The organism is Nocardia aurantia, assembly GCF_009604425.1.
GTDB lineage: Bacteria > Actinomycetota > Actinomycetes > Mycobacteriales > Mycobacteriaceae > Nocardia > Nocardia aurantia.
The window spans coordinates 393,308-407,283 of record NZ_WEGI01000005.1; the positions used below are offsets into that span (position 1 = coordinate 393,308).

At 70.6% G+C, this 13,976-nt stretch carries 15 protein-coding genes; 9 read left to right on the forward strand and 6 right to left on the reverse strand.

Going from position 1 to position 13,976, the window contains the following annotated elements; genetic code table 11:
* The first annotated feature begins 30 nt into the window (after positions 1 to 30).
* The gene (locus tag NRB56_RS13505) at positions 31 to 849 is read left to right on the forward strand and encodes a class I SAM-dependent methyltransferase (protein WP_319942955.1); all 819 of its coding nucleotides are present in this window, start codon (positions 31 to 33) and stop codon (positions 847 to 849) included.
* Positions 850 to 925: 76 nt separating this feature from the next.
* On the opposite strand, the gene NRB56_RS13510 is transcribed toward NRB56_RS13505, so the two are convergent.
* On the reverse strand, positions 926 to 2,461 hold the full coding sequence (locus tag NRB56_RS13510; RefSeq protein WP_153341872.1) for a phytoene desaturase family protein: 1,536 nt from the start codon (positions 2,459 to 2,461) through the stop codon (positions 926 to 928).
* Positions 2,462 to 2,555: 94 nt separating this feature from the next.
* Positions 2,556 to 3,185 carry a class I SAM-dependent methyltransferase gene (locus NRB56_RS13515; RefSeq protein WP_153341874.1) on the reverse strand — a complete coding sequence of 210 codons (630 nt, stop codon included), beginning with the start codon at positions 3,183 to 3,185 and terminating at the stop codon, positions 2,556 to 2,558.
* A 96-nt stretch (positions 3,186 to 3,281) separates the two neighbouring features.
* Here NRB56_RS13515 and NRB56_RS13520 point away from each other — a divergent pair, with 96 nt between their 5' ends.
* Both NRB56_RS13520 and NRB56_RS13525 read left to right on the forward strand, forming a co-directional pair.
* Positions 3,282 to 3,812 carry an NUDIX hydrolase gene (locus tag NRB56_RS13520; protein ID WP_319942956.1) on the forward strand — a complete coding sequence of 177 codons (531 nt, stop codon included), beginning with the start codon at positions 3,282 to 3,284 and terminating at the stop codon, positions 3,810 to 3,812.
* Between the two features lie 63 nt (positions 3,813 to 3,875).
* Positions 3,876 to 4,142 (forward strand): ANTAR domain-containing protein, encoded by a 267-nt coding sequence (locus NRB56_RS13525; protein WP_153341876.1) that lies wholly within the window; start codon positions 3,876 to 3,878, stop codon positions 4,140 to 4,142.
* A 140-nt stretch (positions 4,143 to 4,282) separates the two neighbouring features.
* Here NRB56_RS13525 and NRB56_RS13530 read toward each other — a convergent pair whose 3' ends face one another.
* A complete protein-coding gene (locus tag NRB56_RS13530; RefSeq protein ID WP_153341878.1) occupies positions 4,283 to 5,377 on the reverse strand; it encodes a DUF2332 domain-containing protein in 1,095 nt (364 codons plus the stop codon).
* A 56-nt stretch (positions 5,378 to 5,433) separates the two neighbouring features.
* On the opposite strand from NRB56_RS13530, the gene NRB56_RS13535 reads away from it, so the two are divergent.
* The 4 genes from NRB56_RS13535 to NRB56_RS38315 all read left to right on the forward strand — a co-directional run bounded on the left by NRB56_RS13535 (position 5,434) and on the right by NRB56_RS38315 (position 8,114).
* Positions 5,434 to 6,624: a citrate/2-methylcitrate synthase gene (locus NRB56_RS13535; RefSeq protein WP_153341880.1), complete on the forward strand. Its 1,191-nt coding sequence runs from the start codon at positions 5,434 to 5,436 to the stop codon at positions 6,622 to 6,624.
* Positions 6,625 to 6,744: 120 nt separating this feature from the next.
* On the forward strand, positions 6,745 to 7,098 hold the full coding sequence (locus NRB56_RS13540) for an ArsR/SmtB family transcription factor (RefSeq protein ID WP_319942957.1): 354 nt from the start codon (positions 6,745 to 6,747) through the stop codon (positions 7,096 to 7,098).
* Positions 7,076 to 7,546, forward strand: a complete 471-nt coding sequence (locus NRB56_RS38310; protein WP_194290835.1) for an SRPBCC domain-containing protein — start codon at positions 7,076 to 7,078, stop codon at positions 7,544 to 7,546. Before NRB56_RS13540 ends, NRB56_RS38310 begins: the two co-directional genes overlap by 23 nt.
* Positions 7,533 to 8,114, forward strand: coding sequence for a TIGR03086 family metal-binding protein (locus NRB56_RS38315; protein ID WP_194290836.1), 582 nt, complete (start codon positions 7,533 to 7,535; stop codon positions 8,112 to 8,114). Before NRB56_RS38310 ends, NRB56_RS38315 begins: the two co-directional genes overlap by 14 nt.
* A gap of 44 nt (positions 8,115 to 8,158) precedes the next feature.
* Here NRB56_RS38315 and helR read toward each other — a convergent pair whose 3' ends face one another.
* The 3 genes from helR to NRB56_RS13560 all read right to left on the reverse strand — a co-directional run bounded on the left by helR (position 8,159) and on the right by NRB56_RS13560 (position 12,335).
* A complete protein-coding gene (gene helR / locus NRB56_RS13550; protein WP_194290837.1) occupies positions 8,159 to 10,348 on the reverse strand; it encodes an RNA polymerase recycling motor ATPase HelR in 2,190 nt (729 codons plus the stop codon).
* A 413-nt stretch (positions 10,349 to 10,761) separates the two neighbouring features.
* Positions 10,762 to 11,931 (reverse strand): RNA polymerase sigma factor, encoded by a 1,170-nt coding sequence (locus tag NRB56_RS13555; protein WP_153341884.1) that lies wholly within the window; start codon positions 11,929 to 11,931, stop codon positions 10,762 to 10,764.
* Positions 11,928 to 12,335, reverse strand: a complete 408-nt coding sequence (locus NRB56_RS13560) for a YciI family protein (RefSeq protein WP_153341886.1) — start codon at positions 12,333 to 12,335, stop codon at positions 11,928 to 11,930. Before NRB56_RS13560 ends, NRB56_RS13555 begins: the two co-directional genes overlap by 4 nt.
* Positions 12,336 to 12,594: 259 nt before the next feature.
* On the opposite strand from NRB56_RS13560, the gene NRB56_RS13565 reads away from it, so the two are divergent.
* Complete coding sequence (locus tag NRB56_RS13565) at positions 12,595 to 13,014, forward strand: MerR family transcriptional regulator (RefSeq protein WP_319942958.1); 420 nt, start codon at positions 12,595 to 12,597, stop codon at positions 13,012 to 13,014.
* Positions 13,011 to 13,973 carry an NAD-dependent epimerase/dehydratase family protein gene (locus NRB56_RS13570; RefSeq protein WP_153341890.1) on the forward strand — a complete coding sequence of 321 codons (963 nt, stop codon included), beginning with the start codon at positions 13,011 to 13,013 and terminating at the stop codon, positions 13,971 to 13,973. The genes NRB56_RS13565 and NRB56_RS13570 overlap by 4 nt, the downstream gene beginning before the upstream one ends.
* Positions 13,974 to 13,976 lie beyond the last annotated feature (3 nt).

A 13,976-nucleotide genomic window follows, 5' to 3' on the forward strand; every position in this document is an offset into this window, starting at 1 on the left:
GCCCTCAGAATCCGGATCTAGCATGTCCGGGTGCGGGATTCCGAGCGTTCCACCGAGAGCACGTCCGATGAGCAGGCGGAATTGCTGGCCCGGCGGGCCGGTTCGTTCGGCGCCGCGGCGGCCGCCTACGCCGAACACCGGCCCGACTATCCCGCCGACGCGATCCGCTGGGCGCTGCGGCCGCTGGGTGGGATCGGTCATCCGGAGGTGCTCGACCTGGGTGCGGGGACGGGCAAACTGACCGAGGGTCTGCTCGCGCTGGAAGCTCGGGTGGTCGCGGTGGAACCCGACGAGGGGATGCGCGCCGAATTCGCCCGCCGCTTCCGTGAGACCCCGATCTTCCCCGGCACAGCGGAATCTGTTCCGCTGCCGGACAATTCGGTGCACGCGGTGGTGGCCGGGCAGGCCTTTCACTGGTTCGATCCAGTCCGGGCCTTTCCCGAGATCGCCCGGGTGCTGCGGCCCGGCGGAGTCTTCGCCGCCTTCTGGAACACCCCCGACGACAGTGTCACCTGGGTGCGCGAACTCGGCCGGATCTCCCGGTCGAACGTGTCGCTGCCCGCGATGACCCCCGACACGCTGCCCGCGCACCCGCTGTTCGAGCGCTTCGAGCGCACCGAATTCCCCCACGTCCAGCGCCGCACCGTGGAATCCCTGGTGGCCACCATCGGCACCCACTCCCACACGCTGGTGATCGACGCCGGCGAGCGCACCGAGCTGCTCGCCCGGATCACCGAGTTCCTGCGGCTCCGTCCCGAAACCGCGGCCGGCGACTTCGATGTCCCGCTGCGCACCCGGGTGATCCGCGCCGTCGGCGCTCGACCTCGATCCTCCGCGTCACAGAGCTGACCCGCACCGCGCATGCGGTTCCGTTCGTCGCCTGCCCCCGACTGGGGCGGCGTTCCGCGGCCGACCGGTGGCCGCGTCAACGCGATTCCAGCACCGCCATGGCCGCGTTGTGGCCGCCCACGCCGCTGACCCCGCCGCCGCGGACGGTGCCCGCGCCGCACAGGAATACGGTCGGGTGGCCGGTGCTCACGCCCCAGCGCGCGGCCGGTTCCGGATCGTCGTCGAGGCGGTAGGGGAAGGACAGGTCCCCGTGGAAGATGTGACCACCGGGGAGGCCGATCTCCTGTTCCAGCTCCGGTGGGGTCACCGCCTCGAGGCAGGGGCGGCCGTCGGCGTCGGTGGCGAGGCAGTCGCGGATCGGCTCGGCCAGCACGGAATCCAGGGCGGCCAGGGTCGAATCCAGCAGGGCGGCTTTGGTTCCCGCCGGATCGCCCTCGAACAGGCTTGCCGGCGTGTGCAATCCGAACAGGGTCAGGGTGTGCAGCCCTGCCGCTGCCGGTTCCGGGCCGAGGATCGACGGGTCGGTGAGGGTGTGGCAGTAGATCTCGGACGGCGGCGTGGTCGGCAGCCGACCGGCCGCGGCCTCCCGATAGGCCCGCTCCAATTCGCCGTAGCCCTCGGCGATGTGGAAGGTGCCGGCGAAGGCGTCACGGGGATCGACGCTGTCCCGCAGACGCGGTAGCCGGCGCAGCAGCATGTTCACCTTCAGTTGCGCGCCTTCGGGTTTCGGCGGTGCCGGGTTGCCGAGCAGCTGGGCCAGCCGGTACGGCGCCGCGTTCACCAGGACGTGCCGGGCGGCGACCGTACCGCCGGTGAACCCGACCTCGGCGGTGCGCGCGCCGGCGTGGACGGCCTCGACGGTCCGGCCGGTGATCAGTTCGGCGCCGGCGGCGCGGGCCGCGTCGGCCAAGGCGTCGGTGAGCGCGCCCATGCCACCGATCGGCACGTCCCAGTCGCCGGTGCCGCCGCCGATGACGTGGTAGAGGAAGCAGCGGTTCTGCCGGAGCGCGGGATCGTGGGCGTGGGTGAAGGTGCCGATCAGCGCGTCGGTGAGCACCACCCCGCGCACGGTGTCGTCCGCGAACTCGGCCTCCACGGCCGCCCCCAGCGGCTGTTCGAACACCGCCGCCCAGACGGCCGGATCGTCCACCAGTCGCTCGAGTTCCGCCCGGGACGGCAACGGCCGCAACAAAGTTGGGAACACCCGCTGCGCCAGTCGGCCGGTACGGCGGTAGAACCGTTGCCAGGCTTCGTATTCCGCGTCCGAACCGGTGAGGGTCCGGAAGCTGTCGCGGGTACGGCCCGCGTCGCCGGTGTCCACCAGCAGACCGCCCGCGCCGACCGGGGTGTACGACGAGATCCGCCGCCGCCGGGTGGCGAATCGCAGGCCCAGATCCCGCACGATCTGCTGCGGCAGCAGGCTGACCAGGTACGAGTAGCGCGACAGCCGGGCGTCCACGCCGTGGAAGATCCGTTCGGACACGGCCGCGCCCCCGAGCCGCGGGTTCTGCTCGACGACCAGCACCGACAGACCGGCCCGGCCGAGATAGGCCGCCGCGACCAGGCCGTTGTGGCCGCCGCCGACGATCACCACGTCGTAGGAGGTACGCATCTGCCCTGGATATCACGGCGTCCGGAGGCGCCTGCGCTCATCGCCGGGAGTGTCGGCGCGAACCGGGAGCGGGAGTGCACCCGCCTGTTCTCGATCAGTTCTTCCGGACCTGCAGGTAGGCCTGCGGACACCTTTCCGGCTCCACCGGTTCCCGGCTCAGCCGGGCCTCGACGTCGAATCCGTACGGCCGCAGCATCTCCTCGATCCGGCTCGTCGCCCAGCGGAACGCGGGCGCCACCCGATGGTCGTAGGGCTGGACGTCGTGCGGTGCGTCGGCGGCGAGGAAGCCCAGCAGCAGTGGGCCGCCCGGTCGCAGCACCCGGCCGAATTCGGCGAACACCTCCGGCAACAACTGCGGCGGAGTGTGAATGATGCTGTACCAGGCCACGATTCCGCCGATCGAGGAGTCCGCCGCGTCGAGCTGCTGCATCGGGCCCAGCTCGAACCGCAACTGTGGATGTGCGGCGCGGGCCAGCCGGATCATCTCCGGGGAGATGTCGACACCGAAGGCGTCCAGGCCCAGCGCGCGCAGATGCCCCGTGATCCGGCCGGGCCCGCACCCGAGATCGGCCACCGGCCCGTCGCCTGCCGATTCCGCGAACGCGGCGAACATCGCCCGGTCGAACGGTTTGGTGTCCAGCTCCGTCGCGAACAGGCCGGCGTAGAGTTCGGCGACCTCGTCGTATGCCTGCTGGGTGGGCAGCAGTGCGCTCGAATCCATCATCGTCGAGCAGTGTATGCACGCACCCCGACACCGATGAGCCGGATCGCGCCCGGCCTATGCTGGGACGGGCAACTCGACGATCACTGAGGAGGCGCGGTGGAGCAACTGGATTCCCGGCACATCTATCGCAATCCCTGGATCGAGGTCCGCGAGGACAGCATCCGCCGATCCGACGGCAGCACCGGCATCTACGGGGTGGTCCGGCGCGCCGACTTCGCCCTGGTGGTGCCGCTGGAGGGCGGGCGGCTGCATCTGGTCGAGCAGTACCGCTATCCGGTCCGGCAGCGCTGCTGGGAATTTCCGGCCGGTACCCTGCCCGGCCACGAGAACGGCGATCCGATCGAACTGGCCCGCCGCGAACTGCGCGAGGAGACCGGTCTGCGCGCCGGCACACTCACCTACCTGGGCCGCCTCGATGCCGCACCGGCCACGCTGGATCAGCGCGGCAGCGTCTATCTGGCCACCGATCTGACCGCCGGTGAACCCGAACGGGAGCCGGAGGAACAGGACATGCGGGCCGCCTGGTTCGAGCGGTCCGAGGTCGAGACGATGATCCGCGACGGGGTGATCACCGACGCGCACACGGTGGCCGCCTACACGCTGCTGTTGCTGTCGGAACGTAACTAGTTGACTTCCGGACCGGCTGGCACGCAATATGTTTCGGGCCAGCCCCGTCCAGGAGAAAATTCGATGAGCACCCTGTCCTCCAACGCTCGCATGCTCGACACCGCCAAAGGCGTTCTGGTGGCCCTGCACCGGTGCAGCGTCTCCGCCGCCTTCGACGAGATTCTGCGCGTCGCCAACCGGCATTCCGTTCCCGCGCTCGCGCTGGCCGGGGCACTGGTCGCACTCGCCGACGGAACATCCACCACCACAACCGATCCCGCGGCGCTGGCCGCGCACCTGGAATGGGGACATCTCTTGGCCCCCGTACCCACCCTCACCAGCGCCGTCTGATCCGGCTCGCACCGAGCCACCGGCCCGGGTGATACGGGCCGGGCGGCCGAGTGCGCTCCGCGGCCGGTAACTCGCGCCGCACGGTTCCGTCGGCGTGGTCCTGGGCTCCGCCGACTCGGTCGGCACGAACTCCGGCGAACTCAGCTCGCACCGGGCTCCGGCTCATCGCCGGGATACCGGAACGTCGGTACCCCATGGGGTTTCGCGCGCGCGAGTACCACCGGTGGCCGCTGTCCGATGCGGGCGATCAGGCGGAACCCGTGCCGGTCGTCGCTGCTGTCCTGGGGTTCGAACGCGATGTGCGCGAAGCCCGATCCGGGTCCGGTCGTGTCCGCCAGCCGAGCCAGTTCGGCGCTCACGGCCGCCCATTCCGGCTTCGGCACGTACTGCCACATCACCGAATGCCACACCACCGTCAGCACTCCGGGAATCGGTTCGATGTCCGCCAGGAACGCCGCGGCGCCGATCCGGGTGACCTCGGCGGGAACCTGCGCGGCGACCTGCAATGCGCCGTCCAGCCGGGCGAACCGCTCGACCTGATCCGGCCACACATACGCGCGCAGCGCGAGCGCATCACGCGGCGACGAGGGATCCAGCGGCGTGGGATCGCAGCCGCGCCGCTCCACCACGGTGACGCTCGGATGGCGGCGCACCGCCCCGGCCAGCCACTCCGGCACCGGTCCCTGCCATGCGTCCGGCACGGTGACCGGCGACCCCTCCGGGCCCCACGCGATATCGCCTGCGCGCCAACGGAAATGGTCGGCTCGCAGGTTGAGCCCGGCGCTGCTGCCCAACTCCAGCAGGCGAATCGGCAGCGGCGTCGCGTCCACCGCCGCGAGCAGCCCGGCCAGCAACGGGACCGATCTGCCCACCTCGTTGGTCTGCGGCGGCCTGGTCAGCCAGTCCCGGATCCACTCCACCCGGGTGTCTACGAGCTCACGGAAAGCCTTCCACGCCAACGGTTCCGAGCCGGGTTCGACATGGCCGCCGGCGCTCGGGTAATGGGCCGCGAGTTCCGGTGCCACGCCGGACAGCGCCGACGCGTGCACGGCGGCCAGCAGCCGCAACGGCACCGCCGCGGCCGGCTCCGACTGCTCGTATCCCGTGAGCACGCGGGCGCAGGGGCCGCCGTCGCGGATATCGTCGATGATCGATCGGCACAGGGCGGCGTACAGCGGTGATCCGAGTCGTTCGCAGGCACGGGCCTGCAGGTCGAACTGCCTGTCGAGATCCATGCGAGTACTCTCCCGCGTCGGCGTCAGCGTAATCAACGTTGATTATCATCAACCTCATGGCTGAGCAGTGGCTGGATACCGCGGCCGCGGCGCATCGGCTCGGGGTGCGGCCGGCGACGCTGTACGCCTACGTCAGCCGTGGTGTGCTGCGCCGGCACTACGATCCGCAGCTGCGCCGCAGCCTCTTCGATCCCGCCGACATCGAGCGACTGGCCCGCCGTGGCCGGCCCCGGCGACGTCCCGCGCCGACCGAGATCGCCATCGAGTCGGCGATCACCGAACTCGGCGATGACCGCCCGTACTACCGTGGACTGGACGCCCTCGAACTGGCCGGCACCGACCGGTTCGAGGGGGTCGCCGAATGGCTGTGGACCGGTGATCGCCGCGACACCGGACCGTGGACCCCGCGGCCGGAGGGGCTCGCGGCCGCCCGGCTCGCCCAGCTCCACCTGCCCGATGCCACACCGATATTCGATCGACTGCCGATCATCGTGTCCACCCTCGCGATCGGCGATCCGCTGCGGACGCGGCGTGATCCCGAATCCGTCGGCACGCTCGCGCGCAGCCTGATCGCGGGGATGGTCCGGGCACTGCCGCCGCGCTCGGAACCGGCCGGCGATTCGATCGCCGAGCTGTTGCGGTCGCGGCTCACCTCCCGTGCGGCCGATCGCGGACCGGATCCGGCGTTGCTGGACACCGCGCTGGTCCTGCTCGCCGACCACGAACTGGCCGCGTCCACCTTCGCCGCCCGGGTCGCCGCCTCGGTGTCGGCCGATCCGTTCGCCGTGGTCGGCGCCGGGCTCGGCGCGATGGGTGGCGTGATGCACGGCGGCGCGTCGCTGGCCGTCGAACGGCTACTGGCCGAGGCGGATACCCCCGCCGAGGCGGTGCGGCTCGTCGCTGACCGGCTGCGGCGCCGCGAACGCGTCCCCGGCTTCGGACATGCGGTCTACACCGTCGACGGTCGCGGCACGCACCTGTTGGACCGAATCCGCGCACAGCATCCGGGTCACCCGAAAGTCGCGGTGGCCGAGGCGATCCGATCCGAGATGCGAATCCGCCGGCGGCCCGCCGCCAACATCGACTTCGGGCTGGCCCTGCTCGGCGCCGTCCACCACCTGCCCGCCGGTTCCGGCGAAACCCTCTTCGCCGTCGCCCGTACCGCCGGCTGGCTGGCGCATGCCCTGGAGGAGTACACGACCCGCACCCGCATCCGCCCGCGCGCGATCGTCACTGCGAAACGGTGAGCGGAAGTCGGTTCGATGTGTGCGCGTTGACCTCTGCGGCATGGTCTTTCAACCGATCGGTTGAAGATCGGCTGCCGGCCCGGTACGCTCCTTTCAACCGATCGGTTGAAGGAGGCGGATGTGACGACCGACGCGCTGGACCGGGTCTTCGCCGCCCTGGCCGACCCCACCCGCCGCGGCATCGTGTCCCGGCTCGCCGAGGGCGACGCCACGGTGAGCGAGCTGGCGCAGCCGTACCGGATGTCCGTCCAGGCCGTGTACAAGCACCTGCGGATCTTGGAGCAGGCCGGGGTGGTCAGCCGGCCGCCCGGGCCGCAGCCGCGCTCGGTCCGGCTGGAGGCCGGGGGCTTCGACCGGATGCAGGAGTGGATCGAGCGGTACCGGGTGCGGGCCGAGCAGCGATATCGGCGGCTGGACGCGGTTCTCGCGGAAATGGACGAGGAGGATGCGAATGACCACGACCGTCGAGGCTGATCCGGTGCTGCCGATCATCCGGATCAGCCGGGCGTTCACGGCGTCCGCGGCGCAGCTGTTCCGCGCGCACACCGACCCGGCGCTGTACGCCCGCTGGGTCGGACCGGCCGGCACTCGGACCCGGATCGAGCACTGGGACGCCCGGACCGGCGGCAGCTGGCGGTACGTCTCCCTCGTCGGCGGCGTCGAATACGGATTCCACGGATGCTTCCACGAGGTGCGGCCGGACCGCATCGTGCAGACCTTCACCTATGAGGGTGAGCCGGACAACGTTGCGCTGCAGACCCTTCGGTTCGAAGACTGTGGTGCCGGGCGATCGCGGCTGCGGGTGCAGTCGCTGGTCGACAGCATCGAAAGCCGGAACGCTCAGTTGTCCGGCGATATGGAAACCGGCATCACCCAGGGGTATGCCGAGCTCGAAGGGATGATCATCGATGGCGATATCTGACCGGCCCGCCGAGCGGCACCGCCGCGTCGCGGGGCAATTCACCGAACGGGTGGAAGGTGTCACGGATTGGGCGGCGCCGTCACCGGTCGACGACTGGATCGCGCGAGATGTGGTGCGGCACTTGATCGAATGGCTGCCCAGCCTGCTGTCCGCGGGCGCGGGCGTCACACTGCCGGACGGTCCCCCGGTCGACAGCGATCCGGTGGGCGCCTGGAAGATTCACACCGAAGCGGTGCAGGCCCTGCTGGACGACCCGGCCACCGCCGACCGGGTACTGGTCAACCCGCATATCGGCGAACTGCCGCTGGATCGCGCGATCGACCAGTTCTACACCACGGACGTGTTCCTGCACACCTGGGATCTCGCCCGCGCCACCGGTCAGGACGACCGGCTCGATCCGGAGCACTGCGCGGATCTGCTGGCGGGCATGGAACCGCTCGACGAGATCCTGCGCAGTTCAGGCCAATACGGTCCCCGGGTCGAGGTGCCGGACACGGCCGACGCCCAGGACAGACTGCTGGGGTTCATCGGCCGTGATCCGAACTGGGCCGCAGGGGCCAGAACTTGATCCCCGCACCCCGAGAACGGTTGCGGCGCAGGGCGAGACCGATATCAGGCGGACCGCCGAGACCGGGACTCGGTCTCGATCAGACCCGACAGGGTCGCCGGTAACGGACCCCGATGCAGGACGCCGAGGCGCTGGGTGGCGCGGGTGAGGGCGACGTAGAGTTCGGCCGCGCCGCGCGGGCCGTCGGCGAGGATCCGATCCGGGTCCACCACCAGGACCGCGTCGAATTCCAGGCCCTTCGTCTGCGCCGCGGGGACCGTGCCCGGCACCCCCGGCGGACCGATCACCAGGCAGGTGCCCTCGCGGCCGGCCTCGTCACGCACGAACTCCTCGATGGCCGAGGGTAATTCGTCGTCGGTGACCCGCCGGGCCCAGGGCCGGACCCCGCAGGCGCGCACCGAATCCGGCGGCCGGATCGCAGGCGCGAACTCCGCCAGCACCGAGGCGGCCACGGCCATGATCTCCGCCGGGGTGCGGTAGTTCACCGTCAGCGATCGGTACACCCAGCGGCCGGGAACGTACCGGGCCAGCATCGAATCCCAGGACATCGCACCGGCAGACGACCGGCGTTGCGCGAGATCGCCCACCACCGTGAAGGAATGGTTCGGGCAGCGCCGCATCAGCACCCGCCAGTCCATCTCGGAGAGTTCCTGCGCCTCGTCGACCACCACGTGCCGGTAGGTCCAATCCCGTTCCGCCGCAGCACGTTCGGCCAATTCCCGGGTGTCCCGCTCCAGGAAGCGATCGGCCAGATCCTCGGCGTAGAGCAGATCGGTGGCGAACAGGTGGTCCTCGTCGTCCATCGAATCCTCGCGCGTGACCATCAGATCCAGCACGCCCGCGGCGTACGCGGCCTCCGCCCGCTGTTGCCGCTCGGCCGACCGATCCGCGGGCTTGTCCGGGCCGAGCAGATCCACCAGTTCGTCGAGCAGTGGCACATCCGACACCGTCCAGGCCTCGCCCTCGGTGCGCGACAACGCCGGGTCGGCGCCCGCCGCCCGCAATCGTTCAGGGCTGCTGAGCAATTCGGCCAGCAGGGTCCGCGGGGTGAGGATAGGCCACAGCTCGTCGAGCATCGCCTGGTACGCCTCGTCGCCCTCGAGTTCCGTGCGCAGATCCGTGCGCAGCCGCTCCCAGTCCTCCTTGTCGTCCCGCGTCAGCCAGCCGCGACCGACCCGTGCGGCGGTCCGCTCGGTGAGCACATACGCGATGATGTCGGCGAACACCGTGCGGGCCTCGTTGTGCGGCAATCCGCTCGCCCGCGCCTCCTCCCGGGCCCATGTCGCGATCTCGGCGTCGATCCGCGCCGGGACATCGGACAACTCGATCGTCACCGGTTGCCCGGGCAGCCGCTGCCGGTCGGCGACGGCCGCGGCGAGCACGTCCAGGATCCGCAGTGAACCCTTCAGCCGGGCGGCCTCCGGGGTGTCCTCCGCGGTGACGTGCAGGCCCGGTACCAGGTCGCCGGTGGTCGCGAACACCACATTCGACTCGCCCAGCGACGGCAGCACCCGGCCGATGTGATGCAGGAAGGCCGGATTCGGCCCGACCACCAGCACCCCGTCACGTTCCATCCGCTCCCGCTGGGTGTAGAGCAGATAGGCGACGCGATGCAGCGCCACCACCGTCTTCCCGGTGCCCGGTCCGCCCTCGATCACGAGGACACCCGGATGCTCCAGCCGGATGATCTCGTCCTGTTCGGCCTGGATCGTCGCGACGATATCGCGCATACCCTCCCCACGCGGCGCGTTCACCGCCGCGAGCAGCGCCGCGTCACCCCGGTCGCTGTCGCCGGGCCGGCCGAACACCTCGTCGGTGAAATCGACGACCCGACGGCCGCGGGAGTGGAACTGGCGCCTGCGCCGCATCCCCTCCGGGCTGGCGGCGGTCGCGACATAGAACGGGCGCGCCGCGGGCGCCCGCCAATCCAGCAGCAACGGCTCGAACTCGTTCGCCGCGTCGAACAGGCCGATCCGCCCGATGTACGACGGCTCACCCGTCACGGTGTCCAGGCGGCCGAAACACAGCCCGTTGTCCGCCACATCCAGCCGCTTCACCTCGCGGGCCAGCGCCCGCACCTCGGCGTCCCGATCCACCAGGGATCCGTCGTTCGCGCGCAGCGCCGCCCGGTACCGCTGGTTCGCACCCGCCCGCTCGGTGTCGAGCCGCGCGTACAGCCCGGCCACGTAATCGCCCTCCGACCGCAGTTCGTCCTGGTACTCGTGCACCGACATACCCCTCCCATATTCGCAGGTTCCGGCGTCGACCAGCGATTATGCGGGGTACACGGGGCCTTGCGGCAAGCCCCGGGTGGCGATATATGGTGGAAGGGGAAGGGGGCTCCGGAATCCCTCGCCGATCATGGCGAGCGTCTCGCCGACAGTCTGCGCAACCAGCGTGCCCGCCGCCGCGACATCCCGGCTTTCGGCCGGTGTTTCCCCACTCCTCTGTCGCGTTCCTGACGTGTGCCGGGTCGGCACCGCCGGAATGCCGTGGCCGTGCTGTCGCCATCGTTGCGGCACACCGCACTGTTGCCGTCGCGGGTGCCCGTGGCACGTCGGGTACGCATCGGCACCGTCATGCTGGGACGGCATGAATCGTTGCACCGCAACAGGTATCGACCGCGACCTGTCGAAAAGTGCTGCGGTCAAACGCCATCGGGGCGACGGTGGTGCAGAGTGGCGGCGCGGAGGGTGAGGTGGTCGCGTTCGGCGAGATTGGTCGCCTGTGCGGCGGCCCGGACATAGAGTTCGGCCGCGGTCCCGATGTCACCGGCCTGCTCGTGCAGGTAGGCGGCGGAAGCGGTGTAGCGCGGCAGTGCCGGATCGAGCTCGGCGAGTGCGGCGAGTCCCGCCCGCGGACCGTCCGCCGCACCGACCGCGACCGCGCGGTTCAACCGCGCGATCGGGCTGTCGGTGATCCGGACCAACTCGTCGTACCACTCGACGATCTGCACCCAGTCGGTCTCCTCGGCGGTCTGCGCGTCGGCGTGCAGCGCCGCGATCGCGGCTTGGGCCTGATACTCCCCGAGCCGATCCCGGGCCAGCGCCGCCTGCAATATGCCGACCCCCTCGGCGATCAGATCGACCCGCCACCGCCTGCGATCCTGCTCGGCCAGCGGCACCAGACTCCCATCGGCGCGGGTGCGCGCGTCGCGCCGCGCATGATGCAGCAGGAACAACGCGAGCAGCCCCGCGACCTCCGGATCGTCGGTCATCGCCGCCAACTGCCGGGCCAGCCGGATCGCCTCCGCGGCCAGATCGATATCCCCGCCGTATCCCTCGTTGAACACCAGATACAGCACCCGCAACACGGTGTGCGGATCCCCGGGCCGATCCAGCCGGACCTCGCTCACCGTGCGTTTGGCCCGGCTGATCCGCTGCGCCATCGTCGCCTCGGGCACGAGGTACGCCTGCGCGATCTGCCGGGTGGTGAGCCCGCCGACGGCCCGCAACGTCAGCGCCACCGCCGACGCCGACGACAACCGCGGATGCGCACACAGGAAATAGAGCCGCAGCGTCTCGTCCACCGCGACGGCCGGTCCCGGCGGCCGCTCATCCGCGACGAGCGACTCCCGCCGCCGGCGCGCGACATCCGCACGGGCGAGATCGAGAAAACACCGCCACGCCGTCGTGATCAGCCAGCCCTTCGGATCGGCCGGTGGCCGCGCCGGCCACGTCTCGACGGCCCGGATCAACGCCTCCTGCACGGCATCCTCCGCCGTCGCGAAGTCCGCCCCGCGGTGGACGAGGGCCGTCAGCACGCCCGGGATCAACTCCCGCAGCCGGCCCGCGTCCACCGCGTCGGCGGCCGTCATTCGGTGACGGTCGGCGGAGCGGTCAGGAACGGCCGGAGCTCCAGCCACTCGTGGATCGGCTCCCCGCCCGGACCCGGCGCCGCGGACAACTCCCCGGCGAGCTCCAGGGCCCGCTCGTACGAATCGACGTCGATGACCATCCACCCCGCGATCAGATCCTTGGTCTCCGCGAACGGCCCGTCCGTGACCGGCGGCTTACCCTCCCCGCCGTACTGGACCCACACACCCTCCGGCGCCAGCGCCTGGGCGTCGACGAATTCGCCGGTGCCCTCCAGCCGCTTCGCGAAATCGTGCATGAACCCGATGTGGGCCGCCACCTCGTCGGGCGTCCACTGATCCATCGGCGCGCAGTTCAGCGGTTCCAGCGCGCCACGGTAGTGCTTGAGCAGCAGGTACTTGGCCATGATGTTCTCCTGTCGAAGGTGCGATCCGGTCGATCGCTCACCCCTGGAACGGAGCCGTCACCGCATTCTCGACATCCCCGCCGAACTTTTCCGAACTTTTTTCTCGAGGGCTCGCCGGGTCGTCTTCCGAAGCAGCGGAGGCGTGGCGCGCTCGAAACCGTACCGCCGCGTCCGCACCCTGTCACCCTCGTGGCGCCCTTGACTTCAAGCGCTTCAAGTTTGTTTGACTTGCTGTATGGCAGGTCTCACCATCCGAGCCGTGTCCCGTCGCAGTGGGCTGAGCGAGCCCACGTTGCGCTACTACGAACAGGTCGGACTCCTCGGCCCGGTCGAGCGCGATCCGAGCAGCGGACACCGCCGCTACCGCGAGGACGACCTCGACACCGCGCAGGTCTTGGCGTGCCTGCGCGCGGCGGGCATGAGCATCGACGATATGCGCACCTATCAGGCCAACCGGGCGCGTGGACACGAAGCGGCGGGCGAGCAGCGCGATCTGCTGCTGCGACATGCCGAGAAGATCGAGGACCGGATCGCGGCGCTGCGTGTCCATCTCGAATACCTGCACGCCAAGGCGGCGCTGTGGGATGCCCGCGACCACGGCGACGCGGTCGCGGAAGACGAAGCGAATCAACGGGTGCAGAGGATGTATCCCCGGCTGGAAGAGGTGATCCTGGGATGAACCGGGTACTGGTGACCGGCGCGTCCGGTCTGTTGGGCACACACCTGACCGCCGCGCTGCTGCGGGAGGGGCGTCGGGTACGCGCACAGGTGCGTTCCCCGCAACGCGAGGCCGATGTGCGTGCGGCGGTGCGGCGCGGCGGCGCGGACGACGCCGCACTGGAAGTCGTCGCCGCCGAACTGACCACCGACGCGGGCTGGGCGGCCGCGGTGGCCGGCTGCGAGGAGATCCACCACACCGCCTCCCCGATGATCGAGAGCGACGACCCCGAGCAGGTACTCGTGCCCGCCCGCGACGGCACGGTCCGGGTGCTACGAGCCGCCCGCGACGCCGGCGCCCGGCGAGTCGTACTGACCTCCTCCTTCGCGGCGATCGGCTACACGCCCAAACCCGGTGGGGAGTACGACGAATCCGATTGGACCGACCCGGACATGCCCGGCCTGCCGCTCTATCCCCGGTCCAAGGTCGTCGCCGAGCGGGCCGCCTGGGACTTCATCGAAAGCGAGGGCGGCACAACCGAACTCGTCGTCGTCAACCCCACCTTCATCCTCGGCCCGACCCTGACCGCCTCCGTGCGTTCCTCGCTGGCCCTGATCAAGGCGATGCTCGACGGCGACATGCCCGTCGTCCGCCGCCAGCGCTTCGGCATCGCCGACGTACGCGACGTGGCCGACCTGCACCTCCGCGCGATGGCCACCCCCGAGGCAGCGGGCAACCGCTACCTCGCCCTGGCCGACGGCCCGACCCTCACCTTCCTGGAACTGGCCGGGATACTCCGCGACCGCCTGGGCCCGGCCGCCGAACGCGTCCCTACCGAGGAGGCCCCCGGTCCCGAACCGGCCCGCCTCGTCATCCACAACGACCGTGCCCGAGAGGAACTCGCCTGGAAACCCCGCGCCGCCGAGACCACGATCATCGATACCGCAGAGAATCTCCGCGATCTCGGCCTGCTGCGCTGAGAC

Coding starts and splice junctions, on each gene's coding strand:
- NRB56_RS13555 (WP_153341884.1), bottom strand. CDS start 11,931: ATGACGGCCGCCGACGCGGTGGACGCGGGCCGGCTGCGGGAGTTGATC.
- NRB56_RS13560 (WP_153341886.1), bottom strand. CDS start 12,335: ATGGCCAAGTACCTGCTGCTCAAGCACTACCGTGGCGCGCTGGAACCG.
- NRB56_RS13530 (WP_153341878.1), bottom strand. CDS start 5,377: ATGGATCTCGACAGGCAGTTCGACCTGCAGGCCCGTGCCTGCGAACGA.
- NRB56_RS13570 (WP_153341890.1), top strand. CDS start 13,011: ATGAACCGGGTACTGGTGACCGGCGCGTCCGGTCTGTTGGGCACACAC.
- NRB56_RS13515 (WP_153341874.1), bottom strand. CDS start 3,185: ATGATGGATTCGAGCGCACTGCTGCCCACCCAGCAGGCATACGACGAG.
- NRB56_RS38315 (WP_194290836.1), top strand. CDS start 7,533: ATGGCGATATCTGACCGGCCCGCCGAGCGGCACCGCCGCGTCGCGGGG.
- NRB56_RS13535 (WP_153341880.1), top strand. CDS start 5,434: ATGGCTGAGCAGTGGCTGGATACCGCGGCCGCGGCGCATCGGCTCGGG.
- NRB56_RS13510 (WP_153341872.1), bottom strand. CDS start 2,461: ATGCGTACCTCCTACGACGTGGTGATCGTCGGCGGCGGCCACAACGGC.
- NRB56_RS13525 (WP_153341876.1), top strand. CDS start 3,876: ATGAGCACCCTGTCCTCCAACGCTCGCATGCTCGACACCGCCAAAGGC.
- NRB56_RS38310 (WP_194290835.1), top strand. CDS start 7,076: ATGACCACGACCGTCGAGGCTGATCCGGTGCTGCCGATCATCCGGATC.
- helR (WP_194290837.1), bottom strand. CDS start 10,348: ATGTCGGTGCACGAGTACCAGGACGAACTGCGGTCGGAGGGCGATTAC.